The following is a 26,361-nucleotide window of genomic DNA, read 5'->3' on the forward strand; positions in this document are numbered from 1 at the left end:
CCTCGGCCATCGTCGGTCATCTCTGTGGGGCTTCACCACCAGAGCTTGGTGATGGTGACCTCTCCGGTGTCCTGGGCCGGCCACGTGCAGGAGAACCCCGGCGGGGCCCACGACCACCCGAACTCGACGGAGGCGCCGAGCGCTCCGGGAGGCGCGGCGGACTCCTGGCTGCAGGCCAGGTCCATCTGGCGCCACCCGAGCGCGGCGTAGAGCAGGGAGGCGGTGGCGATCAGCGTCGCGGTGACCAGCACGACCGCCACGCGCACGAGCCAGCGCGTACGGCTGGCAACGACATCCGGGGGCATTCGGACACTGTGCCGCACCCGCGCGGGCGGCACAAATCGGACGTCGACGCATCGGCCCGGACCCGCGCCCGGCCTCCGCTCTGGGCACCGCCGCGCCGCTACCCTGAACCCATGAATGCACAGGAACTCCCTCGCGACCTTCGCCCGGACACGCTCGCCCTGCACACGGGCATCCACCGCTCCGAGGCGAACGAGATGTCCGAGGGCCTCTACCTGACGCAGGGCTACGCGTACGACTCCGCGGAGCAGGCGCGCGACGCATTCGCCGGCGACATCGACATCTACATGTACTCGCGCTACGGCAACCCCACCGTGACGGCGTTCCAGGAACGGCTCGCCGCGATCGAGGGCGCTGAGTCCTGCTTCGCCACCTCGACCGGCATGAGCGCGGTCTTCGTGTCGCTGGCATCGATCCTCGGTCAGGGCGACCGCCTGGTGGCGTCGCGGGCACTGTTCGGCTCGACGCTCCAGGTCTTCGCGAACTTCTTCGAGAAGTGGGGGATCGTCATCGACTACGTCGACGCTCACGACAACGAGGACTGGGAGCGCGTGCTCGCCACCCCCGCGAAGGCCGTCTACATCGAGTCGCCCACCAACCCCATGCAGGACGTCGTCGACATCCCGTTCGTGGCGGCGCTCACCAAGCAGGCCGGCGCGCTGTTCATCGTCGACAACGTGTTCGCCACGGCGCTGGGACAGAAGCCGCTCGAGCTCGGGGCCGATGCGGTGGTCTACTCCGCGACCAAGCACATCGACGGCCAGGGCCGGGTGCTGGGCGGCGCGATCCTGGGCTCGGCCGACTACGTGGACGGACCCGTCAAGACCATGGTGCGTCAGATGGGCGCCACGATCTCGCCGTTCAACGCGTGGGTGCTCGTGAAGGCGCTCGAGACGCTGTCGGTGCGCGTCGAGCGGCAGGCCGCGAGCGCGATCGAGCTGGCGCGGTGGCTCGAGGCCCACCCCAAGGTGTCCGTGGCCCGCTACCCGCTGCTGCCCTCTCACCCGCAGTACGAGCGAGCCGCGAAGCAGATGACCATCGGCGGCACGCTCGTGACGCTCGACCTCGCGGTGGGCGACGGTGTCGACGTGGCGGGACCCGAGTCGCAGGCCGCGGCATTCCGGTTCATGAACGCCCTGCGGCTGTTCACCATCTCCAACAACCTCGGCGACGCGAAGTCGATCTCGACGCACCCCGCCACGACCACCCACAACAAGATGACCCCCGAGGCCCGTGCGTCCGTGGGCATCTCGGAGACCACCGTGCGGCTGTCGATCGGCCTCGAGGACGTCGAGGACCTGCGCGCGGACCTGGACCAGGCGCTCGCGCAGGTCTAGGCACGTTCACGACGCCATGAGCACCGGAGAGCCGCCCGCGGCCGATGCGGGGGCGAGCGGCGACGACGGTCGCCGGGGGCGGCGCGAGCGGGCTCTCGGCGCCAGGGACGGCGCGTCCACCTGGCAGCCAGTGGCGCCGACGACGGAGACCCTCGAGGTGCTGCGCCAGCGGCTGCCCCTGTCCATCAGGCTGATCGGCCGCAGCTCAGTGCCCGGCGCACTGCTGGTGCTCGCCATCGCCGCCGTGTTCATCGGCATCGTGCCGCTCGCGGCCAAGCTTCAGCTCAACGCCTCCCAGGCCACGGGTGAGGTGATCCCGGTGGGCAATGCCTTCGAGCTCACGGTGGCGAACGACTGGAGCGTCGAGTCCCAGGACGGGCGGGCCACGGTGCTGGCCAGCGGCAGCTCGCGGCTCGTGATCGTCCCGGCCTACCGGGACTCGCGTTCCGTGACACAGGTGGTCGCGGCGGAGATCTCCACCGTCGACGCGGACGGCACCGGGTCGTGGGTCGTGGGCGAGCCCACCACGTTCGAGACCGACCGTGGCGACCAGGGCGCGACGGTGTCCGCAAGCAGCGAGACCAACGCCACCCAGGTGTGGGCGGTGTCGCACGAGGGCCTCACGACGGTCGCGGTGCTGTCGACCACGATCGAGAGCTGGACCTCCGCGCAGCCCCTGGTGCAGGACATGGTCGACTCGATCGAGTTCGCCGACGGCCAGGGCGGCGACGGCGATGCAGGGGCCACGCCGTGAACGCGCGCGAGCCACAGCCACTCACGGTCACGCTCTCGGCGCTGCCCCGCATGTCGCCGCGCACCGCGTCGTTCATCGACGTCCGGTCGTGGGTGTTCTGGGCGGGTGCCGCCCTCACGGTCTTCGGCATCTGGCGCTGGACGCCGCTGGTGATCTCCGGGCTGAGCGGAAGCCCGACCACCGGGGTGCTCTCGGCCATCCTGTGGCTGTTGTACGGCCTCGTGTTCCTCGTCCTGCTGTACCGGCTTGAGCTGTTCGAGCGTCGCTCCCCTGCGACAGTGTTCGGCGCGCTCCTCTGGGGCGCCCTCGCTGGCCCTGGCATGGGCGTCATCGCGGCGCCGGCGATGCACGACCTCGTCGCCGCTGCCATCGGAAGCGACAACCCGTGGGTGCCGTCGTTCGCGGCGCCCTTGGTGGAGGAGCCCCTCAAGCTGCTCGGCGTGCTCGCCCTCGCGCTGATTCCGGGGGCACGCGTCCGCTCCGCTGCCGACGGCCTGTTCTACGGCGCGGTCGTGGGACTGGGCTTCCAGGTGTCGGAGGGGTTCCTCTACACGGCCACGTTCGGCGCCGAGTCCGGCACGAACACGGTGACGGCGATGTTCCTGCTCCGCGGCATCATCGGCGGGCTGTGGAGCCATGCGACGTTCGCCGCCGTCGCGGGCGCGGGGCTGGGGTACTTCTTCAACGCCACCGCAGACCTGAAGCGACGCACTGGGGTCCTGTGCGGCACCGTCGCGCTGTCGATCGCGCTCCATGGGTTCTTCGACGCCCCCGTGCTGGGGACCAATCCGTTCGTGAACTCGGTCGTGAAGGGGCTGCCCGTCTTCCTGCTGTTCCTCGCCGTGCTGCGGTGGGCCCACCTGCGCGAGCGACGCACCTTCGCTGGGCTCGCGGCGCACGTGGTGCCGGACGACCTCGTCTCCCCTGGGGACTTCTCCACGCTCGCGACGCGTCGGGCCCGTCGCCGCGCGCGGCGGTGGGCGCGACGGCGCGGGGGATACATCACCGCCCGCGCGCTCAAGCGACTGCAGGGCGCGCAGCTCAGCCTGCTCACGGCTGTCCACGAAGACGGCTGGGGATCGCCCCGCACGGTGGAGCTGTCACGGGATGTGCGGATCCTCGCGGCCACGCTGGACCGGCGTCAGGCCGAGGCCGACTCTCGACGCTAGGCCGATCGGGCTGCGACGCACGCCTGCCCGGCGCGCCCGCATCGGCCGCATGCCTTCCTGCGAAGCGTCCGCGGAGCGGGCGACGTCGCCCGGACGTGACACGGGCCCCGCGACCGAGTGGTCGCGGGGCCCGTGCGTGCTGCAGTGAGACTCAGCCCTCGGTCAGCGGACCAAGAGTCGCGTCGTCCGCGTAGACCTCAGCAGCGTTCTCCTGCGTGACGATCTGCGGGTCGAGCAGGAACGCGGGCACGACCTTCACGCCGTTGTCGTACTGCTCGGTGTCGTTGACGGGGATCTCGCCACAAGCGGCGAGCTCCTCGATGGAGGCGATGGTCTGAGCCACCAGCTGACGCGTGTCCTTGTAGATGGTGGAGTACTGCTCACCAGCCACGATGGACGTCACCGACTCGACCTCGGAGTCCTGTCCGGTGATGACGGGGGTGTCCTTGCCGGCCTGGTCCACCGACGTGAGCGCCGCGCGGGCGAGCGTGTCGTTGGGAGACAGGATGCCGTGCAGTTCGGTGTCGCCCGAGTACGAGCCGGACATGATGGTGTCCATGCGGCTCTGAGCGTTCTGTGCCTGCCAGCCGGCCGTCGCGGCCTGCTCGAAGGTGGTCTGTCCCGAGACGACCGTCAGCGTGCCGTCGTCGATCTTGGGCTGAAGGATGCTCATGGCGCCCTCGAAGAACGGAGTCGAGTTGGCGTCGTCGGACGAGCCCGCGATGAGCTCGATGTTGTACGGACCCTCGCCCTTGCGCTCGGCCAGGCCCTGCAGGAGCGCCTCGCCCTGGAGCTCGCCCACGCGGAAGTTGTCGAACGCGATGTAGGCGTCGACGGCGTCCGTGTTGAGGACCAGGCGGTCGTAGGCGATGACCGGTGCGCCGGCCTCGTGTGCGGCCTCGAGCTGGGATCCCAGCTGCGAGCCGTCGATGGCGCCGACAACGATGACCTGAGCATCCTGCTCGAGCATGGCCGAGATCTGGTTCTGCTGCTCCGTCACTCCGGAGTTGCCGAACTGGACGATGGGCTCGAAGCCCGCCTCGGTGAGACCGTCGTTGAACAGCTGCTCCGCGAGCACCCAGTTCTCCGACGTCTTCTGGGGAAGGGCGACGCCAATGGCGGCGCCTTCCTCGATGCAGACCTCGCTGCCGGCCGCGCCTGCGGTCGAGCTCGTCGTGGGCTCGGTGTCGTCGCCCCGGTCGGATGAACAGCCGGCGAGCGCGATGGCGCTCACCGCTGCGAACGCCGCAGCGCCTCTCATGCTGATCTTCATGGTTCCTGCCTTTCGTTGTTCGCATTCCTCGTTGGACGCGAAGTCTCGGTGGCGACCGGGGCGCTCGATACTGCGGTCCCCTGGTCTGCCTGGGTGTCGAGGGTGCCCGCTTGTGCGGAGCCCCCCGCGGGTGCGTTCTCACCGGCAGCGTCGTCGTCTCGGAACGACGGACGGCGGCGCAGCAGCAAGCCGATGATGGACGGCTTGCCCTGCTTCTTGTTGTAGACGTCGAAGGCGACCGCGGCGAGCAGCACGAGGCCCTTGATGATCTGCGTCTCGTCGGAGCCGGCGCCCATGAGCTGCAGCCCGTTGTTGAGCGTCGCCATCACGAGACCACCGATAATCGAGCCGGTCACCGTGCCGATGCCGCCGGTGACCGCAGCTCCACCAATGAAGACGGCGGCGATCGCGTCGAGCTCCCACAGCGTGCCGTCGAACGGGCCCGAGGCCCTGGCGCGGCCGATGAACATCATGCCCGCGAACGCCGCCAGCACGGACATGTTCGCCATGACGAAGAAGTACGTGCGCTTGGTCGAGACTCCAGAGAGCGCGGCGGCGGCGCGGTTGCCACCGACGGCGTAGACGTGACGACCGAACTTCGTGCGCTGCGTGATGACGTGGTAGATGATCACCAGGATCACGAGCACGACGCCGGGGACCGGGAACGAGGTTCCCTCGCGGCCGGTGCCGAACAGGTAGGTCGCGTACGAGATGAGCGCGATCAGCAGGCCCGCACGGATCGCGGCGATCGGCAGCGGGTCGGGCTCGAAGCCCACCCGGGCGGCCCGCACGCGCTTGCGCCATTCGCGCCACACCACGAACGCACCGGCGATGATGCCGAGCAGCAGCGTCGAGTTGTTGAAGCCGGTGTTCGGCCCCCATTCCCACAGGTACCCGCCGCCCAGGAACTGGAGCTCCTCGGGCACAGGGATCGAGTTGGAGTCGCCGATGTACTGGTTGAGACCGCGGAAGATCATCATGCCCGCGAGCGTCGTGATGAAGCCGGGGATGCCCACATAGGCCACCCAGTAGCCCTGCCACATGCCGATCGCAGCGCCGACGGCGAGTCCGAGGAGTATCCCCGCCCACCAGGGAATCCCCCAGTCTCGGAGCGCGAGCGCCACGATGATGCCCGTCACGGCGGCCACGGAGCCGACTGACAGGTCGATGTGACCCACCACGATGACCATCACCATGCCGATGGCAAGGACGAGCACGTACGAGTTGCCATTGATGAGGTTCATCATGTTGCTCGGCGTGAGGACCTTGCCGCCGGTGAGGACCTGGAACAGCATGATGAGGATGACGAGCGCGCCCAGCATCGAGAATTGCCGCGGGTCACCCCCGAACAGGCTCCTGATTGACTTCATCGTCTCTGCTTCTTTCTGTCGTGGATCCGAGTCGCCGCAGCCGTCAGGCGGCGGAACTGGTGGTGGTGGTCATGAGCCTCATGAGCTGTTCCTGATCGGCCTCGCCTCGCGCGACCTCTCCGGTGATGCGGCCCTCACAGACCGTATAGATGCGATCGCACATGCCGAGCAGCTCGGGAAGCTCAGAGGAGATCAGCACGACGCCGCGACCCGCGTCGGCGAGCTTGTTGATCAGCGTGTAGATCTCGTACTTGGCCCCGACGTCGATGCCCCGGGTGGGCTCGTCGAGGATGAGCAGCTCGGGCTCAGTGAACATCCATTTGCCGAGGACGACCTTCTGCTGATTGCCGCCGGACAGCGTCGCGACGCCACGGTTCACGTCGGGAGTCTTGATGCGCAGCGACTTGCGGTAGTGCTCGGCGGCCTTGTACTCGAGGGACTCGTCGAGCAGGAAGCCCGGCGTGATGCGCGACAGATCGGCGGCCACGATGGTGTCGCGGATCGAGTCGAGCAGGTTCAGCCCCAGCGTCTTGCGGTCCTCGGGCACGTACGCCAGACCTCTCGCGATCGCGGACTTCACGGTGGGCAGCGTGATCTCTTCACCGTTCAGGGTGATCGTGCCGGCGCGGTAGATCCCGAACGAGCGGCCGAAGACGGACCGGGCGAGCTCCGTCCGGCCCGCGCCCATCACGCCAGCGAAGCCGACGATCTCACCGCGGCGCACATTGAAGGAGGAGCTCTTGGACATCAGTCGGCCCGGAATCGTCGGGTCCTCGACCGTCCAGTTCTTCACTTCGAAGAAGACCTCGCCGATCTGAGGCTCATGGTCCGGGTAGCGCGCCTCGAGCGAGCGCCCCACCATGCCCTTGATGATCCGGTCCTCGTCCAGCGGGGCATCGGCCACGTCCAGGCGCTCGATGGCGAGGCCGTCGCGGATGATCGTGACCGCGTCTGCGATCTCCTCGATCTCGTTGAGCTTGTGGCTGATGATGATCGACGTCATGCCGCGCTCGCGGAGCCCGCGCAGCAGGTCGAGAAGGTTCTCGGAGTCGCTCTCGTTGAGAGCAGACGTGGGCTCGTCCAGGATGAGCAGCTTCACGTTCTTCGACAGCGCCTTCGCGATCTCGATGAGCTGCTGCTGGCCGACGCCCAGGTTCTTGATCTGAGTGCGAGGGTCGACCTGGAGGCCCACGCGGGCGAGCAGCTCGGTGGTGCGGACCCGGGCCTCGTCCCAGTCGATCAGGCCGTGCGACACGATCTCGTTGCCGAGGAAGATGTTCTCCGTCACCGAGAGCTCGGGGATCAGCGCGAGTTCCTGGTGGATGATCACGATGCCCGCGTGCTCGGAGGCCTTGAGGCTCTTGAAGCTCTGGACCTCCCCGTCGAGGACGATCTCGCCCTCGTAGGTTCCGTGCGGATACACGCCCGAGAGCACCTTCACGAGGGTGGACTTGCCTGCGCCGTTCTCGCCGCAGATCGCGTGAATCTCGCCGGCACGGACCGTCAGGTCCACGCTGTCGAGCGCCTTGACGCCGGGAAACACCTTGGTGATGTTCCGCATCTCAAGCTTGACGTGCGAGGTGCTCACGCTTACCCCCATTGGTCCGTGTTCGTCGTTCACCGACAGCCGTGTCGGCGCTATGCACGCTACGACCGCGCCGTGCTTGGCGTCAACTTCCGAACGCAACAGTTACCTGTTCGTGACCTGGATCGAACGCTACAGACGGGCGTCGAGGTGCCGCTCACGGTCTCGCTACGCACGAAATCACAGCAGGCGCCCGCCAACCCGCCCCTCGGACCGCTCAAACTCAACGCCTCTTTGGTAGTTTCTTTACTTCATGTTTCGAACTCAAATCCAAAGGATCAAGACGGCGCTTCGCTAAGATCGGCCAATGACGTCGACTCAGGGATCCACGGGTTCCCAGTCGTCCCTGCGCGAAGCCAACAGCGTTCGCATCCTCGACGCGGTGCGGCAGTTCGGCTCCATCACGCAGGTCGAGCTCTCGCACGCGACCGGGCTGTCGCCCGCGACGGTCTCCACGATCGTCAAGCACCTCTTGGCGTCCGGCACCGTCGAGACGCGACACACCATTCGCAGCGGGCGGCGCGCGCAGCTCGTGACGTTGGCGCACCGAGCGGGGCTGCTCATCGGCCTCCATGTGGGCGAGCGCTCCCTCCGAGTCGCCATCTCCGACAGCGCCTTCGAGTTCCTCGATCAGCGCGAGATGCCGCTCCCCGTCGACCACCGCCACGACACCACCCTCGACCGCGCGGCCATGCTGATCAGCGAGCTCGTCGACGGGCTCGGCTCCGCGCTCTCCGAGACCCTCGCTCTCGCGATCGCCGTTCCGGCGCCCGTCAATCCGGCGACGGGCGCGGTCGCCATCCCGGGCATCCTCCCGGGGTGGGAGGGCGTCCCCATCGGCGAGGTGCTGGGTCGGCGGCTCGGTCGCCCGGTCGCCGTCGACAACGATGCCAACCTCGGCGCGTTGGGTGAGATGCGGTTCGGGGCCGGTCGCGGCACGGGTTCTCTGCTGTACGTCCGCGCGAGCTACGGCGTCGGCAGCGGCATCGTCCTGTCCGGCGAGCTTTACCACGGGGTGCTCGGCATCGCCGGCGAGATCGGCCACACGCTGGTGGATCCCCACGGCCACATCTGCCGATGCGGCAGCCGCGGGTGTCTGAACACGGTGTGCGGGGCGCAGGCACTCGTGGACTCGCTGCGCCATTCGCGCGGCACCGTCACCCTCACGGATGTCCTCGACCTCGCGGAGGCGGGCGATCCTGGCTGCCAGCAGGTGGTGATCGACGCCGGTGGAGCGATCGGAGCGGTCGTGGCCAACACTGCGGTGTCGCTGAGTCCCGAGGTCATCATCGTCGGCGGAGAGCTGTCGCGCGCCGGGTCGCTGTTCCTCGAACCGATACGCGAGTCCGTGCGACGCCGCATCCCGCTGGCCCAATCGCAGAAGCTCGAGGTCCGCGCCGCGGAACTGGGCCAGCGCGCGGAGCTGTACGGGGCCCTCGCGCTCGCGGCAGACCTCGCACATATCGAGAGCGTGGCATCATGACCACGGACCACAGCGCTCGTGACCGATCGGAGGCAGGCATGACGTCCGCGCCACTGCTCCGAGTGCGTCACGTGTCGAAGAACTTCGGCGCCGTCCAGGCACTCGTCGACGTCGACCTCGACGTGCACGCGCATGAGGTCGTCGCGATCGTTGGCGACAATGCCGCTGGCAAGTCCACCCTTGCCCGCGTCATCTCCGGCTCGTATCAGCCCGACGGGGGCACCGTCGAGGTCGCAGGCGAGAACGTGCTGCCGCTGTCCACCAAGAGCGCGAGGAGTCACGGCATCGCGACGGTCTTCCAGGACCTTGCACTCGCCGACAACCTGGACGTCACCGCGAACATCTTCCTCGGCCAGGAGCTGCCGTCCACGCGACGGTTCGACCACGGCCTGCTCGACGAGCAGCGCATGGAGTCACTCGCCCGCGACTACCTGCGCCAGCTGAACTCGCGCATCGCGTCGCCGCGCACGCCCCTCTCGCAGCTCTCCGCCGGTCAACGCCAGTGTGTGGCGATCGCCCGCACCCTGGTGGGCGAACCGCAGATCATCGTGCTCGACGAGCCCACCTCGTCGCTCTCCGTCACCCAGACCGCGGAAGTGCTGAACCACATCTCCCGGCTGCGCTCCATGGGCTTGGGCGTCGTGCTCATCAGCCATTCGCTCGCCGACGTGCGCTCGGTCGCGGACCGTATCGAGGTGCTGCGGCATGGCCGCAACAACGGTTCGTTCAGCGCGACCGAGACCGGCTACGAGGACATCATCGCGGCCATCACGGGCGCGCCGTCCGCTCACCGCATCCCGCGCTGACGTCGGGGGCGGCGAGCGGACAGCGGTTCACCGCGCGCGGTAGCCCTGGAACGTCCGCAGCCGCAGAGAGTTGCCGACCACGAACAGGCTCGACGCCCCCATCGCACCCGCCGCGATCATGGGGTTGAGGATCCCCAGCGCCGCCAGTGGAATGGCCGCCACGTTGTACGCGAATGCCCAGAACAGGTTGCCGCGAATCGTGCCGAGCGTCCGCCGGGACAGGGCGATCGCATCGGCCGCCGCACGCAGGTCGCCCGTGACGATGGTGAGGTCAGACGCCTCCCGTGCCACGTCCGTGCCGGTGCCCACCGCGATGCCCAGATCAGCCTGCGCGAGCGCAGGGGCGTCGTTGATGCCGTCGCCCACCATCGCCACGCGGACGCGCCGGGACGCACCGTCGCCCGCCTGCAGCTCACGGACCACGTCCGCCTTGTCGCCCGGCAGCACCTCGGCGATCACGCGGTCGATGCCGAGCGGCTCCGCCACGGCTCGTGCCGCGCGCTCGTTGTCGCCGGTGAGCAGCACCACCTCGAGCCCCAGCTCACGGAACGCCGCGATGGCCTCGGCGCTCGTGGACTTGACGGTGTCGCTCACTGCGATCACCACTTCGGGGACGGCCGATGCGCGGGTCGCCAAGGCGTCCGTGCCCAGCCCCGCAGCGTCGGAGGTCGGCACGCGACCGGCAAAGATCGCAGTGCGTCCCTCGGCCTCGGCAGCCGACGCCAGGTCCTCGAGCTCCTCGGGGATCTCATCGAACATGCGTCGCGACCCGACGAGCACATCGGCATTCGCTGCCTCCGGCCCCGGGGCCTCCCCCGAGCGCCCCACGTGCTGCACGGTGGCGATGACGCCCTGGCCGGGGACATTGCGGAAGCCCTTGATGCGCGCCCGACCGGGCCGCGCATCGGCGATCGCCTGCGCCACCGGGTGCTCGGAGCGAGCCTCGACCGAGGCGACGGCGTCGAGCAAGGCCGCTTCCACATCGGCCCCATGCAGGGCGAGCACGCGCGGCGCGCTCGCCGAGACGAGCGCCATCTTGCCCTCGGTCACCGTCCCGGTCTTGTCGAGCACGATCACCTGGATGTCGCGAGTGTCCTCGAGAGCCTCCGGGCCGCGCACCAGGACGCCCAGCTGCGCTCCGCGGCCGGTGCCGACCATGATCCCCAGCGGGGTCGCGAGGCCCAACGCGCACGGGCAGCTGATGATGAGCACCGCGACGGCGGCCGTGAACGCGCCGTTGACATCGCCGGTGAGCGCCCACCACGACGCGAGCGTGACCAGTGCGATCAGGATCACGACGGGGACGAACACGCGCGAGATGCGGTCCGCGAGACGCTGCACACGGGCACGGCCCGACTGCGCGTCGTCCACCATCTGGGCGATCTGCGCGAGCATCGTCTCGGATCCCACCTTGGTGGCCTCGACGGTGAGCGCGCCGTCGGTGGCGATCGTGCCGCCGATCACCTGCGCCTCCTTGCCGGAGCCGGCCTCGACCCACACGGGCACGGACTCGCCGGTCACCAGGCTGGCATCCACCGACGCGGCGCCCTCCACCACGGTGCCGTCCGTCGCGATCGTCTCCCCGGGGCGCACCACGAATCGCATGCCCACCTCGAGCTGGTCGCGTTCGATGACGGTGCCGTCCTCGAGCCGCGCCGTCGAGCTCTGTCGCGAACTGAGCGCCCGGATCGCGTCGCCAGCTCGCGCGGTCGAGCGGGTCTCAAGCCACTTGCCCAGCAGGATCAGCGAGACGATGACCGCGCCGGTCTCGTAGTAGATGTGCCCTTCGCTGAGGGCGCCGAACGCGTGCCCGATCAGCACCACGGTGGACCACGTCCACGCCGCGACCGTCCCCATCGTCACCAGGGTGTCCATGTTGGTGGTGCGGTGGCGGGCAGACATCAGCGCGCTGCGGTGGAACGGCCACGCAGCCCACCCGATCACGGGCGTCGCGAGCGCCGCGGCGACCCACTCCCAGCCCGCGAACTGCCAGGGCATCACCATGGAGATGGCGGTGAGCGGGACGGTCAGAATGGCCGCGACGATGAATCGACGGCGGTAGTCCGCGATGCGGGACGCGTCCGCCTGCATGTGGGCGGCGTGCTCGTCCATCTCGTCATCGGGGGTGTCGCCGTGACCGGCATGGGCATCCTCGTCGGCCCCACCGGCCGATGCGCCACCAGCGTGGGTATCGAGGGTGTGCGTCGTCGCGGCGGCGCGCGGGCGGGTCAGCACCTTGTAGCCGAGGCCCTCGATCGAGCCCCGCATCTGCTCCTCGAGCTGTGCGGCGTCCACGCTCCCGTCGGGGCGCACCGTGGCGCGCCGGGTGGCGTAGTTGACGACCGCATCGTCCACGCCGGGCAGCTTGGAGAGCCCGCCCTGGATCGACGCGGCGCAGCTCGAGCACGTCATGCCGTCGACGGCGAGGTTGATCGCGTCGACCTGCGGGAGGCGGTCGGCGGTGTCGGCAGGCGTGGTCATGACGACGCCACCGTGTAACCGACGCTCTCCACTGCCTCGTCGAGTGCGAACTCCAGGTCGCCGGCGGGCACCGAGCCATCCGGGCGCACCGACACGATTCCAGTCGCGTGGTCCACCTCGGCACCCGCGACGCCGTCCGTGTTCTCCAACGCGCCGCGCACCTTGCCTGCGCAGCCGTTGCAGGTCATCCCGGTGACGGTGAACTCGATGATGTCGCTCATGGCGGTCTCCTCTCGAGGGGCCCTTCGTGGCCCCGACTGAGACCACGGTAAACCTTCCAGTGGGGTGGAAGGTCAAGCCCTCCCGTGATGCGTGCCGCGACACCCCGGTGAACACGGGACTCGGAGCATCTCAGTGGCCCGCGGCCCGCTGAGCATCCGACGGCCCCGGCGGACTCGGATGGTCCGAGTCTGGTGCACGCTGGGTCGCGTGCCGGGCGGCCGATGCGCGGGTGGGGCTACGCGTCGACCGGGTCCGCTACGGGCAAGGCCGCAAGGATCGCCTCGACCTGGGTCTTCGCATCGCCGAACAGCATCGACGCGTTGTCCCGGTAGAACAGCGGGTTCTGGACCCCGGCGTACCCGGTCGCCATCGAGCGCTTGAAGACCACGACCTGACGGGACTTCCACACCTCGAGCACCGGCATGCCGGCGATGGGCGAGGACGGGTCCTCGAGTGCGGCGGGGTTCACCGTGTCATTGGCGCCGATCACCAGCACCACGTCGGTGTCCGCGAAGTCGCCGTTGATCTCGTCGAGCTCGAGCACGATGTCGTAGGGAACGCGGGCCTCGGCGAGCAGCACGTTCATGTGGCCCGGCAGGCGCCCGGCGACGGGGTGCACCGCGAAGCGCACCTCGGTGCCGCCCGCGCGCAGCCGCCGCACCAGCTCGGCCACGGGGTACTGCGCCTTGGCGACGGCCATGCCGTACCCGGGGGCGATCACCACGGACTTCGCGGTCGCGAGCAGGGCGGCGGTCTCGCCGACCGTCATCTCGGTGTGAGTGAGGTTCGGGTCGACCTCCGCGGAAGCGGACGGCGCCGCGTCGCCCCCACCGAACCCGCCCAGAATGACCGCGATGAACGTGCGGTTCATGGCCTTGCACATGATGTAGCTGAGGATCGCACCGGAGGAGCCCACGAGCGCTCCCACGACGATCAGCAGCGTGTTGCCGAGCATGAAGCCGGCGGCAGCAGCCGCCCAGCCCGAGTACGAGTTGAGCATCGACACCACGACAGGCATGTCGCCGCCGCCGATGGCCGCGACCAGGTGAGCGCCGATCGCGAGCGCAATCAGCGTCATGATCGCCAGCGGCCACACCGACGGCGCGGCGATGAACCATCCCATGAGGGCGGCGCTCACGAGCAGGCCCGCCAGGTTGAGGGCGTGCCGACCGGTCAGGGTCAGCGGAGCGGAGGACATCCGTGCGGAGAGCTTGAGGTACGCGACGATCGACCCGGTGAACGTGATCGCGCCGATGAACACGCCGAGGAACACCTCGACCTGGTGCATCGCGTCGTGCGGCTCTGTCAGGTACGAGTTGAAGCCGATGAGCACGGCGGCGGCGCCCACGAAGGAGTGCAGGATCGCGATGAGCTCGGGCATCTGGGTCATCTCGACCGAGCGCGCGCGCCACGTCCCCACGAGCGCGCCGATCAGCAGCACCGCGACGATCAGCACCGCAGTGACGCCCACGGGCCGCTCGGACCGCTCGAGAGCGAGGGCGATGGTCGCAAGGATCGCGATGGCCATGCCGACCATTCCCATGAGGTTGCCGCGACGCGCGGTGGTCTGCTTGGACAGGCCCGCGAGAGACAGGATGAACAGCACGGCCGCGACCACATAGGCGACCTGAGCGATGGACAGCACAGTCATGGGCTTACGCCCCCTTCTGGAACATGCCGAGCATGCGGTAGGTCACGAGGAATCCGCCGAACACGTTGATCGAGGCCACCGCGGCCGCCACGAAGGCCAGCACCGTGACGACCGTGTTCGAGGACCCGAGCTGGAGCAGCGCGCCCACGAGGATGATTCCGGAGATCGCGTTGGTCTGGCTCATCAGCGGCGTGTGGAGCGAGTGACTCACGTTCGAGATCACGTAGTAGCCGATCACCACCGACAGCACGAACACGGTGAACATCGCGAGGAACGCCGCCGACGAGAACGCCAAGGCGATCGCCAGCGCTCCCGCGCCGATCCCCATGAGCCACGTGCGACGCGTCGTGGAGCTGGCGGGCGTGCGTGCGGCCGATGCAGGGGCGGGCTCCGCGGGAACGGCTCCGGCATTCTCGACAGCCGGCGCAGCGGCGGGCCTCGCCGACACCTGGATGGGGGGCGGCGGCCACAGCACGTCGCCGTCGTGGGCGACGGTCATGCCACGCAGGACCACGTCGTCGAGGTCCAGCACGGGCGAGCCGTCCTTGGCGGGCGTGAGCAGCGCGAGCAGGTTGACGATGTTGGTGCCCAGCAGTTGGGACGAGTGCTGTGGCATCCGGCCTGGCAGATCGGTCCAGCCCACGATCGTGACACCGCCCTCGGTGACAACCCTGTCGCCGGGGACGGTGAGCTCGCAGTTGCCGCCGCCGGACGCGGCGAGGTCGACGATGACGGAACCCGCCCGCATGCCCGCGACCGCATCGGCCGTGATGGTGGTTGGCGCCTGGCCGCGCACCAGCGCGGTCGTGATGATCACGTCGGCTCCCGCGGCCTCGGCGGCGTAGAGCTCCTGGGTGAGGCGTTCTTGGGCTTCGGTGAGCTCGCTCGCGTAGCCGTCGGAGGAGACCTCCTGCTGCGCGGCGGGCAGCGACACGAACGTCGCGCCCATCGACTCGATCTGCTCGGCGGCCTCGGGGCGCACGTCGAAGGCCCGCACCTGGGCGCCGAGCGACACGGCGGCGCCGATCGCTGCCAGTCCCGCAACTCCGCCGCCGATCACGAACACCGTCGCGGGCGGGGTCTTGCCTGCCGCGGTGACCTGGCCGGCGAACATGCCGCCGTAGGCCTCGGCGGCCTCGATGACGGCGCGGTAGCCGGCCACATTGGACATGCTGGACAGCACGTCGAGGGACTGAGCACGCGAGATCCGCGGGACGGCGTCGAGCGAGAGCGCCGTGATGCCGTGCGCCGCATAGGTGGGCAGACGGTCGGCCTGCGAGTGCGGCGCGAGGGAGGCGACCAGGATCGCGCCCTTCTTCATGAGCGCCAGCTCGTCCTCGCCGGGGGCGTTCACCGCGGTGACGACGTCGCCTGACCAGGCGTCGGCACGATCGCAGATGCGTGCGCCAGCGGCGACATAGGCCTCATCGGGGAGGTTCGCGGCGGCACCTGCACCGGACTGGACGGCGACGTCGTAGCCCAGACGGACCAGCGCTGCGACGGTACGAGGGGTCGCGGCGACCAGGCGTTCGCCCGCGCGGGGCTCCATGGGGACTGTGATGAGCATGCTCGGGCGCGCCCTCCGTCTCGAATCGGGGAAATGGCGGCCGTGCCGCGCAGGGTGCGCACCGCCGCCATCCGCTCTCAGACTAGGGCCACTGGCGGGCGCGGACGCCGGGACCCTTGTCCCGGCCAGACGTGCCGACGCGTCCCCACCGCGCCCGGCCGCGCACCGTCATGACCGACGGACAGGACGAAACTTTCCCCCGCATCCGACATTCACGCTCGAGCCGCGCCCCCGTGGCACAGTTCAGCCTGTTCGTCGGTCGCGCCAGACGGACGATGCGCGGGCAAGTCGATGCACTGCGGCTGTCAGTGCGCGCCCACCACCTGGCAGCGGTTGGCGTCGGTGCAGGCGGCGGGGTCCAGCACGTCGGCGCGCTGCGAGAGCGAGACGAGCTCGGCGCGCGCGGCCTGGAGCGAGGCGATCTGCGCGTCGATGTCCGCGAGGTGCCGGTTCAGCAGCGCGCGGGTGTGCTCGCACGTGCCGTGGCCCTCGGCCTTCATGTCGAGGATGGTGCGCGACTCCTTCAGGGTCAGGCCCGCGGCCTGCGCATCGCGCACGAACTGCAGACGCTCGACCGCATCGTCGTCGTAGTCGCGGTAGCCGGAGCCCGTGCGCCCCGGGTCGGGCAGCAGCCCCACGGACTCGTAATAGCGGACCGTCTTGGCGGTCACGCCAGTCTGCTGGGCCAGTTCGCCGATGCGCATGGTCACTCCTCGTGGTTGGCTCCTCTTCACAACGTTACAGCGCGCTGGAAGGTTCCATCGTGGGCGGTGCTTCTGCACTGACAATCGGAGCCGTCATCAGTCGCGAACCTGCGGACGCGGCTTCTCGACTGACGATGCGCCGCTGGATGCGTGCTGCTCCTCCCGCGATTCCGCGGGTGATTGACGGCCGCAGCACCCAGGGGCCAGGAGCGACGCCCCTGGCCCTCGCATCGGCCGGGCGCACGCCATAGCCTGGCCGGATGCGCACTGAACCCCGCCGCCTCGGCCTGCTCGGAGGAATCACCTGGCACAGCTCGCTCGAGTTCGAGCGACTGCTGAATGAGGGCGTCAATGGGCGCCTGGGTGGGTCGAGCGCAGCGGACCTGCTGGTGCGCTCCTACAACTTCCAGCAGATCGCCGATGCCCAGGCCGCGGGCGACTGGGACGGCTTGGGGGCGCGGTTCGCTGCCGATGCGGCGGCTCTCGAAGGCGCCGGAGCCGAGGCGATCCTGATCTGCGCCAACACCATGCACAAGGTCGCCCCCGCGGTCGCGAGCGCGATCGACGTGCCACTGATCCACATGCTCGACGCGACGGCCGATGCGATCGAGGCCGCCGGTCTCGACACCGTGGCGCTGCTCGGCACCGGGTACACCATGCGCGACCCGTTCTACCGCGACCACATGGCCGCGCGCGGCATCACCACGGTGGTACCCGAGGAGCCGGCGCTCGGCGAGTTGCACGAGCTCATCTACGGATCGCTGGCGCGAGGGATCGTGCCCGATGGCGCGAGCGAGTGGGTCACGGGCGTCTACGAGCAGCTGCGCGAGCGTGGCGCTCAGGGCGTGATCTCCGGGTGCACCGAGATCCCCATGGTGCTGACTCAGGACGACGTGGACGAGCCCTACTTCGACTCGATGGGGCTGCACGTCGAGGCAGCGCTGGAGTTCGCGCTGCGCGACTGAGCGCTACCAGCCGATGCGGTCGACGACCTCCGCGGCGACCTCGAGCCGGTTGCGGTCGCCTGAGTTGTCGATCACCGCGTCATCCAGGTCCAGCTCCTCGAGCACGTCGTCCAACTCCACGGTCCGCGCCGTCGCCCAGTCGCGCCAGTACCCCTCGGGCTCGCGCGCGGCGACCCGCTCCAGGCGGATGTCCTGAGGCGCGACGACCCGGACGATCGTGACCTCGGCCGCCCCCGCATCGGCGCTCGCGAAGGCGCGCTCATAACGGCCGCGATCCAAGGCATCCTCCACCACCCGCGGGATCACCATGAGCCCGTAGCCGCGAGCGCGGAACACTCCCGCGACCGCCGAGAGCGAGTCGAAGAGCAGCTCCTGCTGGTAGCGGTCGGACTCGGGGGCCGGCACCGCCTGGCAGAGCGCGTCGGCGTCAATGAAGCCGCAGTGCGCCCCCTGCTCGCCGAGCAGGTCCTGCACCGCCGAGGAGACCGTGGTCTTGCCCGCGCCCACGGTGCCATTGATCACCAGCACCCGGGTGGGCAGGGGCTTGGCGTAGCAGCGGGACTCGGGCTCGTGGCTGTACTCGCCGTACGGAGCCATGGGGATCCAGCCCGCCGATTCGTACAGCGCGATGGCCTCGGGCTGGCCGGTGCCGGTCTCCAGGATCAGTCGGGTGGCGCCTGCCTTCCGCGCGGCGGCCTCGGCCGCGCCGAGCATGACCCGCGAGTGACCGTGGCCGCGATGACCGGGCTCGACCCACAGGCGCTTGAGCTCGACATCGCCCGGCGCGGTCTCGGCGTACGGCGACCAGCGGGCCACGATGGAGGCGACCGGCGCGCCGTCGTCGCGATAGCCCACCCACGACCCCACGAGCGTCGGGAACTCAGTCTCGAGCTCCAGGTCGGGCTCGTCGTAGCGCTCGGCGAGGTCGCGCTCCTGGGCCTTCCAGAGCCGATGCGCGTCGGCATCATCGGCGGGCACGCTGCGGACGGTGATCATGACACGAGTCTAGGGAGCGAGCGGCCCCTGCCTAGAGACCCTGGCCCGCGTCCCACAGCCGTTCGGTGTCACCCGAGAGCATCGCGTCCAGATGCGCGGCCTGCGCATCCGTCAGGGCAGCCACGTAATCGATCACCCCACGGCCCACCGCACGGCGCCGCAGCTCCGTCTCGTCGATGTCCGGCAGCAGCTGGGGCTCGGTGCGCGCGACCGTCAGGTAGTCCTGGGTGGAGAGATCAACGAGGTCGAGCAGCCGCCGGGGCGCTCGGCGTGCGTCGTACGGGTCGTCGAGCCACCGGGTGAACCCGTCGACCAGGCGCTCGAGAACGCTCGCCTGCCCCCGCTGATACACGGCGAGGTCCGGACGGTCGAGGATGAACCGTTCGTGCAGGAACTTCAGCACCGCGACCTCATGCCACGCGATGCGGTTGAGCGACACGTGGCCCGAGCGATGATCGGGCTCCTGGTGGACCTCCACGGAGGACTGCAGGTGACGGATCCACTCGTCCGTGAAGCGCGCCAGCGCCCTGTCCGCACTGAGGGACCCGTCGAACGGCACGGTGAGCAGGCCCTCGACCACCTCATCGGTGACCCTGGCGACCGCCCCGTCGAACGCGTCGACGTCCGCGATCCACGGGTCGCGCGCCTCGAGCCGGCGCCACAGCATCTCCAGGGAGTGCCCCGGTGCGCGGCTCACGCTGCGCAGCGCGTAGTCATCGAGTGCGCGCAGCTCGGCGCGTTTGCGCCTCCACTCCCGAAACTCACCCGCGATGGTCGCCTGGTTGAGCAGACCAGCGCGATAGAAGTCGTCGAGGTCGTGCAGGGAGTACGCAATGTCGTCCGCGATGTCCATGACCGAGCACTCGAGCGTCTGCTGCCCGGGCGCGATGGCGGGGTAGGCGCTCAAGGCCTCGCGCGCATCGGCCGCATCCACGACGTACATGGAGAACTTGTCGCTCGCCGCTCCGCGTCGCGTGCCGCCGTGGCCCCGGCGCCACGGGTACTTCTGCACGGCGGCCCGCACTGCGGAGGTGAGGTTGAGGCCCACTCCGGAGACGTCGTGCTCGTCGAGTCGCGTCAGGATGCGGTACGTCTGCGCATTGCCCTCGAAGCCCTCACGCAGCCGGAACCGATCGCGCGCCAGACGGTCGAGGGCCCGCTCGCCCAGGTGGCCGAAGGGAGGGTGGCCCACATCGTGAGCGCTGGCCGCGGCCTGCACGACGACGGGGTCGCAGCCGCCGAGCTCCTGGACCAGCCGTCCCGTGGGTCCAGTGTCACGGTGGAGATTCATGGCGATGGCCCGCGCCACCGCTCCCACCTTCACGGAGTGGATGAGCCGGTTGTGGACGGCCAGGCCGGCGCCGGTCTGGGAGATCACCTGCGTCACCGCGGACAGCCGCGAGAAGTAGGGCGAGAAGCGGATGCGCTCCAGGTCCACTCGGAAGTCCGGGTGGCGCTCGGCCAGCTGGAACTCATCGAGCACCTCGGGTGCGCGGCGGGCGGTGCGGGGATCGACCTCACTCATGCGTCCATCCTGGTGCATGCGCGTGCTGGTCGATACGGCGGCTTTCGCGACATCAGGGTGTATGTCAGCATGGAAGAGCCGGTGGCACCGACGCTATGCGCTGAAGGAGGCACTCCCGTGCTCACGCAGCAGGAGAACGAACGCGCCCCTGCCACCCGGAGATCCGCGCTCACGACGGCGCTCACCAGTCCCCTTCCCCGTCCACACAAGATCGCGATGTACGTGGCGCTCTTTCCGCTGGTGGCCGGCATGGCCTGGGTGGCGCTGCACGCCGCATACGCCTCCGAGTGGCCCGTGGAGATCATCTACACGGTCGTCGTCCTGTCGCTCCTGAGCCTCTCGCTGGCATTCGCGGGCAAGCGATGGGCCCGGGTCGGCGTTGCCGTGTCTCAGACGATCATCACGGTCAACCTGATGACGATGTTCCTGGTGTTCATGGCGGCGGCCGATCCGCCGGCGTGGGTGCCACTCGGGACGTACGGCGGCCTGATCGGCATCGCCGTGGCGGCCGTCGCTGGCAAGGTCACCACCTACAGGAGGGCGAGCCAAGATGAGTGAGACTGCGACACGGACGTCCGCGGCGCGCACTGCGATCGATCGCCCCATCGCGCGCCGGTTCAGGATCGCGAACTATGCCGCGCTCGTCCCCCTCATCGCGGCGACCATCTGGATCGTCGTGTACGCCGCCGATGCCACCGACTGGCCCTCGGGAGCCCTCTACACCGTGGGAGTCCTGATGCTTGTCAGCATCACGCTGTCCTTCGCGGACGAGGGATGGGCGAAAGCGGGAGCGGCCGCGTCCCAATTCCTCGTGTCCGTCATCGTGACGCTGGGGCTGCTCGTGCTGATGACGGCGGCGGACCCGCCGGTCTGGGTCCCGCTGGCGATGTACAGCGCCCTGGCGGTCATCTGCGGCGCGACGCTCGTCGGCAGGGTGGAGAACTACCGTGCGGCACGATGGGGTGACGACTCGTGACGGATCGCGAGCTGCGCCGACAGGCGATCAGGACCTGGCTGACCGCCCGTCCTCCGCGCTGGGTGCTGATCGCGACGACGCCCTTCGGTGTCGTGCTGATTGCCTGCATCGTGTGGGCGGCACTCACGCTGGAGAACCCACCGGCGTGGATACCGTCGGTCGCGGTGCCGCTCACCATCATCGTGTGGCTGCTGCTGATCGCCGGGTGGACAGACACGTACCGCCGCATCGTGCGCGACCTCAGGCACAACCAAGGCCGCGTCGGGAACACCTAGCCCCCGCATCGGCCGCCAGGAATGGCCGATGCGTCCGTGGCGTTCGTCTCGGTGAATACTTGAGGCTTCAACTACGGAGGGCAACATGCTCAACATCGGATTCCTGAGCTTCGGGTGGTGGTCTGGCGCTCCCGGCTCACGCGTGCGCACCGCGAGCGAACTCATGCACGACACGATCCGGCTGGCCGAGGCCGCGGAGGACGCGGCGTTGGACGGCGCGTGGATCCGCATCCACCACTACGAGCAGAACACCTCGTCGCCGTTCCCGCTGCTCGCCGCCATGGGCGCGCGCACCTCGCGCGTCGAACTCGGCACGGGCGTGATCAACATGCGGTACGAGAACCCGCTGTACATGGCAGAGGCCGCCGGCACCGCGGACCTCATCGCGGGCGGCAGGCTTCAGCTCGGGGTCTCGCGGGGATCACCCGAGCCCGCGGCCGATGGTCCGGGCACCTTCGGCTATCCCCTTCCGGTGGGCAAGCGTCCGGTGGAGGACGCGGCGGAGCGCATCGCGAAGTTCCGCGACGCGATCTCGGGCACGGGGATCGCCGAACCCGGAGCGAACGCCCACGTGCGACCGGGAACCAAGTTGGCGATCACCCCGCAGTCCCCGGGGCTGACCAAACGCATCTGGTACGGCGCCGGCGGCGAGGAGTCGGCACGCACGGTGGGCGAACTGGGGATGAACCTGATGTCGTCGACCCTGGTGGAAGGCGGCACCGGCGAGCCGCTGGGAGTCATCCAGTCGCGGCAGATCGACGCGTTCCGCTCGGCATGGGCCGATGCCCGCCACGAGGGGGTGCCGCGAGTGTCCGTCTCGCGCTCGATCCAGCCGATCGTCGACGACGAGACGGCCCTGTACTTCGGCCCCACCCTCGAGCGCGACCGCATGGGTGCCAACCGCGACCAGGTGGGCTCGATCGACACCTTCATCGCGACGTTCGGCAAGACCTACGTGGGCGACCTGGACAAGCTCGAGCGTGAGCTGCGGGACGACGAGGCCGTGATGAGCTCCGACACCCTGCTCGTGACGATCCCCAACCAGCTGGGCGCGGATTTCAACCACCGCACGTTCTTTGCGCTCAAGGAGCTGCGGGACCGGCTCGCTCCGCACCACACGGGGCCGCACCGCTCTGATTCAAGCAGCGGACTGCGGGGGTTCGAGCGGCACTAGGCGCGATGACCCTATGCGTGTCGCGGCCATGCAATCCTCGGGGTGTGACCACGCGCCTCCTGCTCATCAGCGACACCCACGTTCCGAAGAAGGCCCGTGCCCTGCAGCCGCAGGTGTGGAGCCTCATCGACCGGGCCGACATCGTGCTGCACGCGGGCGACTGGGTCGATGAGGCGCTGCTCGACGAGATCGAGAGCCGGGCAACTCGCCTCGTGGGCGTCGCAGGCAACAACGATGGGCCCGCGCTGTGGCAGCGGCTGGGCGAGGTCGCACGCGTGGAGATCGAGGGCGTGCGGTTCGCCATGATTCATGAGACCGGGGATGCCGCGCGACGCGAGCGACGCTGCGATGCGCAGTTCGGGCCCACAAGCGCCGAGCCGGCCGACGTTCTCGTCTTCGGCCACTCGCACATTCCTTGGGATTCGACGACACCCGGCGGACTGCGCCTGCTCAATCCCGGCTCGCCCACCGACCGTCGCCGACAGCCCGTGGGAACCGTCATGACGGCACTGCTCGACGATGGGATTCTGCGCGACGTGACCCTCGTGCCGACGCCGCGCTGACGACGCAGGCCGGTCCTCAGGAACGGCTTGAGCTACAGCCGCGCGGAAGCAGTAGTCGAAAGCGAACGCACACGACCGGCAAGTCCGGCTCGTATCCGCGACGATGCGGTCGCCTACGCCCTCGACGCCGGGCCGCCCACCATGGGCGACCCGGCGTTCTCCGTCAGAGGTTCGAGCGCGACCGTCAGCCCTGGTCTGCTCCCGCGACCTCACGACGACGTCCCACCAGCACGAGGCCGAGGCCCAGCACCAGCAGCAGCGCTGCCCCGCCGACCGGACGCAGATCCGCTCCGGTGCTCGACAGCTCGTCGTCGTCTGCGACCGGAGCCTCGACGATGGTGATGCCCGTGTTGACCGACACGCTGTCGCCTGCGGCCGAGAGCCCATTCACCTGGATCGTGTGCGCACCGAGATCAACGCCCTCAGGCAGCGCGAACATCGCGCTGAAGGACCCATCCTCGTTCGCGGTCACCTCCCCCAACAGGAAGGGCTCGGACAGCAGCCACACGTCGACGGTCGAGCCGGGAGCGAAGCCCGATCCGCTCACGAGCACTGCGCCGTCGCGGTGGACCTCGTCGATGCCGTCGTTCGTGTCGACCCTGACGGGGTCGCCTGCGGCGTCATAGGCGGCGAAGAACACGGTCACGCCACCGCCCCTCACGCTCCAGCCGTCGCTCTCGACAACAGTGGTCGTGGAGACGGGCTGGCCATTGACCACGACATCCCCGGCGCCATCGGTGCTGGGAACGGCCACGGGGCCGCGCACGGGAGTGACCGTCGCGATCGCCGCGGGATCGCCCGGTCCCGATGCGTTGATTGCGCGCACCGTCGCCTCGTAATCGGTGCCGTTGGTGAGGCCGTAGACGGTGAACTCCTCGTCGGGGCCCACCGGGGTGGTAGTCCACGTGGCGCCGCCGTCGAGCGAGTACTCGTAGCCCGTGATCTCGGAGCCGCCATCGACGACGGGCGCCGCGAACGCGAGGGTCACGCTGCGGCTGCCAGGCTCGGCGACCGTGATGGCCGGTGCGTCCGGCGCGGTGAAGGGTGTCGCCACGTATTCGTTCGACGGCGTCGATGCCCCGGCCTCGTTGATCGCACGGACCTGGACCGTGTACTCGGTGCCGTTGTCGAGCCCCTCGATCACGATGGTGCCGTCGTCCTCGGTGGCCGTGTGCCAGGTGGCGCCCCCGTCGAGGGTGTACTCGTAGCCCGTGATCGCCGCACCGCCGTCGCTGGCGGGGTCGGTGACGTCGAGCGTCAGGGTGCCGTCACCCGGAGTGGCACCGACGATGGTCGGGGCGCCCGCCAGGGCGGCGTCGACAGTGACGACGAAGGTCTCGACGTCGTTGCCATAGGTGTTGGTCGCCGTGACCGACAGGTCATGGTCGCCCACCGTGGTGGGCGTGCCGTGCAGGCGACCGTCCTCCTCGAGCGTCAGACCCGGCGGCAGTTCGTCGGCGTCCCAACCCGGCATCGGGGAACCCGTCGCCGTGAGGTCGATGTCGACAGGCACGCCCCACGTGAACGGGCCGACGGTCGTCGTGGTGATCGCGGGCACCTGACCCGCAGTTCCCGAGAACGTCGAGCCAGCGGAGCCATGCATGTTGGACGCGGTGATCCGGAACGACCACGGACCAGTCTCGGTCGGCGTGCCAGTGATCGCACCGGTGTCCTCATCCAACGACAGCCCCGCAGGGAGCGCACCGCCCGTGACCTCGAACCTCGGCGACGGGTACCCGGTCGACGTCACCTGGTCGCTGTAGGGCTCGCCCACCAGCACCTGGCCGAGCGGACCCACGGGCGTGCCCGGGGCAGTCCCCGGCGTCACCGTGGTGGTGGCCGCCTGAGAGTCACCGAAGTCATTCGTGGCGACCACGCTCACGCTGTAGGCAGTGCCGGAGGTCAGACCGGTGACGGTGCAGCTGGTGTCGGTCCCGGAGCAGTCTGTGACGTCGCCGCCTGCAGGAGTGACGGTGACCGTGTACTCGGTGATCGCCGAGCCGCCGTCGTTGGCAGGCGCGTCCCACGAGACGGTCGCTTCGCCCACACCCGCCGTCGCCGAAAGGTTGGTGACTGACCCGGGGGTGCCAAGGAGCGCGACGGACGAGCTCGCTTCGGCGAGGCCGTCGTATGCCACGTCCGTGCCCACCGCGAGTGTGCCGTACTCGACGACATAGCCGCTGATCGCGTCGCTGTAGTCGGGGAGGTCGTTCCACAGGCCCGAGAAGCTCCCCCAGTTGGTGACGATTCGCGGCTCGTTGCCACCTGCGTTGTTGGGCTCGCCGCCAGACCAGTTCGAGTAGAGCCCTGCATTGTCGAGGAAGTAGCAGCTGCCCTCGGTGAAGTAGCAGCGAGTGAAGTGCTGACCCGCGAGGGGCCCATCGACCCACTCCCACACGCGAGAGTAGCTGTCATGGTTGAGGATCCCCTGGCCACCCAGCCACACGTTCTGTGCGCCGTCGATCCTGCTCGTGATGAGGTTGTTGACCTCGGCGTTCGGCACCGTGGCGAGATACCCCGTCTGGCCAAGATACGAACGGCCCTGCGCGGCCGCGCGGGCCTGCGTCCATGTGATGGCGCCCGACGGCACGTACTCGTAGAAATGCTCGTTCGACGGGCTGTAGACCACACCGCCCTCGGGACGCGCGATGATGCCGATCTCCGCATCGGTGCCCTTGGCGGACGCGGGCGTCGTCAGGGTCACTGTCTCGAGCGCCGCATTCACCGCAGTGGTCGTACCCGAGAATGCGACTTCCGAGCCAGTCGACGCGTAGCCGTAGTCGAGGCTGGCGCCGGTCCCGCTGAGCGCGACGCTCACGGCACCGACATCGGTCGACACCAGGACGGAGACGGCCTCCCCCGATGTGCTGGCAGACACGGTCAGTCCCGCCAGCGGCGTGGCCTCACCTGCGACGGCCGATGCCGTGGTGGTCGAGGTCGCAGCCGTGACGTCCGCGGACGCTGGCGCGGCCACGAGGACGCCGGCGACGACGGCGATAAGGGCGGCTGCAGAGGTGCGGGCAGACAGCGGTGAACGTCGTGACGACAAGGGAGCTCCCGGGGAGATGTGAAGTGGGGCACAGACGACGATTCACGCACGTGCGTGCGTAGTGATTGCAGGTGCTGCCGTCTCGCCTCGCTGATCCTTCCACAAAGTGAGAAGAATCACATAGCAGTGATGA

General features: G+C 69.2%; 23 protein-coding genes. 11 read left to right on the forward strand and 12 right to left on the reverse strand.

Annotation, left to right across the window (positions count from 1 at the left end; all coding sequences use genetic code 11):
- Positions 1-32: 32 nt before the first annotated feature.
- Positions 33-305, reverse strand: coding sequence for a hypothetical protein (locus QQX02_RS05360; protein WP_301141723.1), 273 nt, complete (start codon positions 303-305; stop codon positions 33-35).
- A gap of 111 nt (positions 306-416) precedes the next feature.
- On the opposite strand from QQX02_RS05360, the gene metZ reads away from it, so the two are divergent.
- Genes metZ through QQX02_RS05375 form a run of 3 tightly spaced genes read left to right on the forward strand, consistent with a single transcriptional unit; the run spans position 417 to position 3,563 of the window.
- Positions 417-1,640, forward strand: coding sequence for an O-succinylhomoserine sulfhydrylase (gene metZ / locus QQX02_RS05365; protein ID WP_301141724.1), 1,224 nt, complete (start codon positions 417-419; stop codon positions 1,638-1,640).
- A gap of 16 nt (positions 1,641-1,656) precedes the next feature.
- Entirely contained in the window at positions 1,657-2,394 is a 738-nt protein-coding gene (locus QQX02_RS05370) for a hypothetical protein (RefSeq protein ID WP_301141725.1), read from the forward strand.
- Positions 2,391-3,563, forward strand: a complete 1,173-nt coding sequence (locus tag QQX02_RS05375) for a PrsW family intramembrane metalloprotease (RefSeq protein ID WP_301141726.1) — start codon at positions 2,391-2,393, stop codon at positions 3,561-3,563. The genes QQX02_RS05370 and QQX02_RS05375 overlap by 4 nt, the downstream gene beginning before the upstream one ends.
- Before the next feature lie 151 nt (positions 3,564-3,714).
- Here the strand turns inward: QQX02_RS05375 and QQX02_RS05380 are convergent, their stop codons facing one another.
- Genes QQX02_RS05380 through mmsA form a run of 3 tightly spaced genes read right to left on the reverse strand, consistent with a single transcriptional unit; the run spans position 3,715 to position 7,806 of the window.
- Positions 3,715-4,836: a substrate-binding domain-containing protein gene (locus tag QQX02_RS05380; RefSeq protein ID WP_301141727.1), complete on the reverse strand. Its 1,122-nt coding sequence runs from the start codon at positions 4,834-4,836 to the stop codon at positions 3,715-3,717.
- A complete protein-coding gene (mmsB, locus tag QQX02_RS05385) occupies positions 4,833-6,206 on the reverse strand; it encodes a multiple monosaccharide ABC transporter permease (protein ID WP_301141728.1) in 1,374 nt (457 codons plus the stop codon). The genes QQX02_RS05380 and mmsB overlap by 4 nt, the downstream gene beginning before the upstream one ends.
- Positions 6,207-6,249: 43 nt before the next feature.
- Positions 6,250-7,806 (reverse strand): multiple monosaccharide ABC transporter ATP-binding protein, encoded by a 1,557-nt coding sequence (mmsA, locus tag QQX02_RS05390; RefSeq protein ID WP_301143664.1) that lies wholly within the window; start codon positions 7,804-7,806, stop codon positions 6,250-6,252.
- Between the two features lie 292 nt (positions 7,807-8,098).
- Between mmsA and QQX02_RS05395 the strand changes: the two genes are divergently transcribed.
- Complete coding sequence (locus QQX02_RS05395; RefSeq protein WP_301141729.1) at positions 8,099-9,274, forward strand: ROK family transcriptional regulator; 1,176 nt, start codon at positions 8,099-8,101, stop codon at positions 9,272-9,274.
- Positions 9,271-10,080, forward strand: a complete 810-nt coding sequence (locus QQX02_RS05400; RefSeq protein ID WP_301141730.1) for an ATP-binding cassette domain-containing protein — start codon at positions 9,271-9,273, stop codon at positions 10,078-10,080. The genes QQX02_RS05395 and QQX02_RS05400 overlap by 4 nt, the downstream gene beginning before the upstream one ends.
- A 27-nt stretch (positions 10,081-10,107) precedes the next feature.
- Here QQX02_RS05400 and QQX02_RS05405 read toward each other — a convergent pair whose 3' ends face one another.
- The 5 genes from QQX02_RS05405 to QQX02_RS05425 form a co-directional block, all read right to left on the reverse strand.
- Positions 10,108-12,561, reverse strand: a complete 2,454-nt coding sequence (locus tag QQX02_RS05405) for a heavy metal translocating P-type ATPase (RefSeq protein WP_301141731.1) — start codon at positions 12,559-12,561, stop codon at positions 10,108-10,110.
- On the reverse strand, positions 12,558-12,782 hold the full coding sequence (locus tag QQX02_RS05410) for a heavy-metal-associated domain-containing protein (RefSeq protein WP_301141732.1): 225 nt from the start codon (positions 12,780-12,782) through the stop codon (positions 12,558-12,560). The genes QQX02_RS05405 and QQX02_RS05410 overlap by 4 nt, the downstream gene beginning before the upstream one ends.
- A 236-nt stretch (positions 12,783-13,018) precedes the next feature.
- Positions 13,019-14,434 (reverse strand): Re/Si-specific NAD(P)(+) transhydrogenase subunit beta, encoded by a 1,416-nt coding sequence (gene pntB, locus QQX02_RS05415; protein WP_301141733.1) that lies wholly within the window; start codon positions 14,432-14,434, stop codon positions 13,019-13,021.
- Between the two features lie 4 nt (positions 14,435-14,438).
- Complete coding sequence (locus tag QQX02_RS05420; RefSeq protein ID WP_301141734.1) at positions 14,439-16,001, reverse strand: Re/Si-specific NAD(P)(+) transhydrogenase subunit alpha; 1,563 nt, start codon at positions 15,999-16,001, stop codon at positions 14,439-14,441.
- A 305-nt stretch (positions 16,002-16,306) separates the two neighbouring features.
- Positions 16,307-16,705: a heavy metal-responsive transcriptional regulator gene (locus tag QQX02_RS05425; protein ID WP_301141735.1), complete on the reverse strand. Its 399-nt coding sequence runs from the start codon at positions 16,703-16,705 to the stop codon at positions 16,307-16,309.
- 260 nt (positions 16,706-16,965) lie between these two features.
- Between QQX02_RS05425 and QQX02_RS05430 the strand changes: the two genes are divergently transcribed.
- Positions 16,966-17,670, forward strand: a complete 705-nt coding sequence (locus tag QQX02_RS05430; RefSeq protein ID WP_301141736.1) for an aspartate/glutamate racemase family protein — start codon at positions 16,966-16,968, stop codon at positions 17,668-17,670.
- A 3-nt stretch (positions 17,671-17,673) separates the two neighbouring features.
- Here QQX02_RS05430 and QQX02_RS05435 read toward each other — a convergent pair whose 3' ends face one another.
- Together QQX02_RS05435 and QQX02_RS05440 are read right to left on the reverse strand one after the other, a co-directional pair.
- Positions 17,674-18,666 carry a GNAT family N-acetyltransferase gene (locus QQX02_RS05435; protein ID WP_301141737.1) on the reverse strand — a complete coding sequence of 331 codons (993 nt, stop codon included), beginning with the start codon at positions 18,664-18,666 and terminating at the stop codon, positions 17,674-17,676.
- 31 nt (positions 18,667-18,697) lie between these two features.
- Positions 18,698-20,191, reverse strand: coding sequence for a deoxyguanosinetriphosphate triphosphohydrolase family protein (locus tag QQX02_RS05440; protein WP_301141738.1), 1,494 nt, complete (start codon positions 20,189-20,191; stop codon positions 18,698-18,700).
- Positions 20,192-20,308: 117 nt separating this feature from the next.
- Here QQX02_RS05440 and QQX02_RS05445 point away from each other — a divergent pair, with 117 nt between their 5' ends.
- From QQX02_RS05445 to QQX02_RS05465, 5 genes are all read left to right on the forward strand, one after another.
- A complete protein-coding gene (locus QQX02_RS05445) occupies positions 20,309-20,749 on the forward strand; it encodes a hypothetical protein (RefSeq protein WP_301141739.1) in 441 nt (146 codons plus the stop codon).
- Positions 20,742-21,167: a hypothetical protein gene (locus QQX02_RS05450; protein ID WP_301141740.1), complete on the forward strand. Its 426-nt coding sequence runs from the start codon at positions 20,742-20,744 to the stop codon at positions 21,165-21,167. The genes QQX02_RS05445 and QQX02_RS05450 overlap by 8 nt, the downstream gene beginning before the upstream one ends.
- Entirely contained in the window at positions 21,164-21,442 is a 279-nt protein-coding gene (locus QQX02_RS05455) for a hypothetical protein (RefSeq protein WP_301141741.1), read from the forward strand. Before QQX02_RS05450 ends, QQX02_RS05455 begins: the two co-directional genes overlap by 4 nt.
- A gap of 85 nt (positions 21,443-21,527) precedes the next feature.
- A complete protein-coding gene (locus tag QQX02_RS05460) occupies positions 21,528-22,616 on the forward strand; it encodes an LLM class flavin-dependent oxidoreductase (protein WP_301141742.1) in 1,089 nt (362 codons plus the stop codon).
- A 44-nt stretch (positions 22,617-22,660) separates the two neighbouring features.
- The gene (locus QQX02_RS05465; protein WP_301141743.1) at positions 22,661-23,179 is read left to right on the forward strand and encodes a metallophosphoesterase family protein; all 519 of its coding nucleotides are present in this window, start codon (positions 22,661-22,663) and stop codon (positions 23,177-23,179) included.
- Between the two features lie 184 nt (positions 23,180-23,363).
- On the opposite strand, the gene QQX02_RS05470 is transcribed toward QQX02_RS05465, so the two are convergent.
- Complete coding sequence (locus QQX02_RS05470; protein WP_301141745.1) at positions 23,364-26,228, reverse strand: fibronectin type III domain-containing protein; 2,865 nt, start codon at positions 26,226-26,228, stop codon at positions 23,364-23,366.
- Between the last annotated feature and the right edge of the window lie 133 nt (positions 26,229-26,361).

This window comes from Demequina muriae (assembly GCF_030418295.1).
Lineage (GTDB): Bacteria > Actinomycetota > Actinomycetes > Actinomycetales > Demequinaceae > Demequina > Demequina muriae.

Excerpts from the sequence above, each read along its gene's own strand:
- QQX02_RS05360 (WP_301141723.1), bottom strand. The coding sequence starts at position 305 with ATGCCCCCGGATGTCGTTGCCAGCCGTACGCGCTGGCTCGTGCGCGTG.
- metZ (WP_301141724.1), top strand. The coding sequence starts at position 417 with ATGAATGCACAGGAACTCCCTCGCGACCTTCGCCCGGACACGCTCGCC.
- QQX02_RS05370 (WP_301141725.1), top strand. The coding sequence starts at position 1,657 with ATGAGCACCGGAGAGCCGCCCGCGGCCGATGCGGGGGCGAGCGGCGAC.
- QQX02_RS05380 (WP_301141727.1), bottom strand. The coding sequence starts at position 4,836 with ATGAAGATCAGCATGAGAGGCGCTGCGGCGTTCGCAGCGGTGAGCGCC.
- mmsB (WP_301141728.1), bottom strand. The coding sequence starts at position 6,206 with ATGAAGTCAATCAGGAGCCTGTTCGGGGGTGACCCGCGGCAATTCTCG.
- mmsA (WP_301143664.1), bottom strand. The coding sequence starts at position 7,806 with ATGGGGGTAAGCGTGAGCACCTCGCACGTCAAGCTTGAGATGCGGAAC.
- QQX02_RS05395 (WP_301141729.1), top strand. The coding sequence starts at position 8,099 with ATGACGTCGACTCAGGGATCCACGGGTTCCCAGTCGTCCCTGCGCGAA.
- QQX02_RS05400 (WP_301141730.1), top strand. The coding sequence starts at position 9,271 with ATGACCACGGACCACAGCGCTCGTGACCGATCGGAGGCAGGCATGACG.
- QQX02_RS05405 (WP_301141731.1), bottom strand. The coding sequence starts at position 12,561 with ATGACCACGCCTGCCGACACCGCCGACCGCCTCCCGCAGGTCGACGCG.
- QQX02_RS05410 (WP_301141732.1), bottom strand. The coding sequence starts at position 12,782 with ATGAGCGACATCATCGAGTTCACCGTCACCGGGATGACCTGCAACGGC.
- pntB (WP_301141733.1), bottom strand. The coding sequence starts at position 14,434 with ATGACTGTGCTGTCCATCGCTCAGGTCGCCTATGTGGTCGCGGCCGTG.
- QQX02_RS05420 (WP_301141734.1), bottom strand. The coding sequence starts at position 16,001 with ATGCTCATCACAGTCCCCATGGAGCCCCGCGCGGGCGAACGCCTGGTC.
- QQX02_RS05425 (WP_301141735.1), bottom strand. The coding sequence starts at position 16,705 with ATGCGCATCGGCGAACTGGCCCAGCAGACTGGCGTGACCGCCAAGACG.
- QQX02_RS05430 (WP_301141736.1), top strand. The coding sequence starts at position 16,966 with ATGCGCACTGAACCCCGCCGCCTCGGCCTGCTCGGAGGAATCACCTGG.
- QQX02_RS05435 (WP_301141737.1), bottom strand. The coding sequence starts at position 18,666 with ATGATCACCGTCCGCAGCGTGCCCGCCGATGATGCCGACGCGCATCGG.
- QQX02_RS05440 (WP_301141738.1), bottom strand. The coding sequence starts at position 20,191 with ATGAGTGAGGTCGATCCCCGCACCGCCCGCCGCGCACCCGAGGTGCTC.
- QQX02_RS05450 (WP_301141740.1), top strand. The coding sequence starts at position 20,742 with ATGAGTGAGACTGCGACACGGACGTCCGCGGCGCGCACTGCGATCGAT.
- QQX02_RS05460 (WP_301141742.1), top strand. The coding sequence starts at position 21,528 with ATGCTCAACATCGGATTCCTGAGCTTCGGGTGGTGGTCTGGCGCTCCC.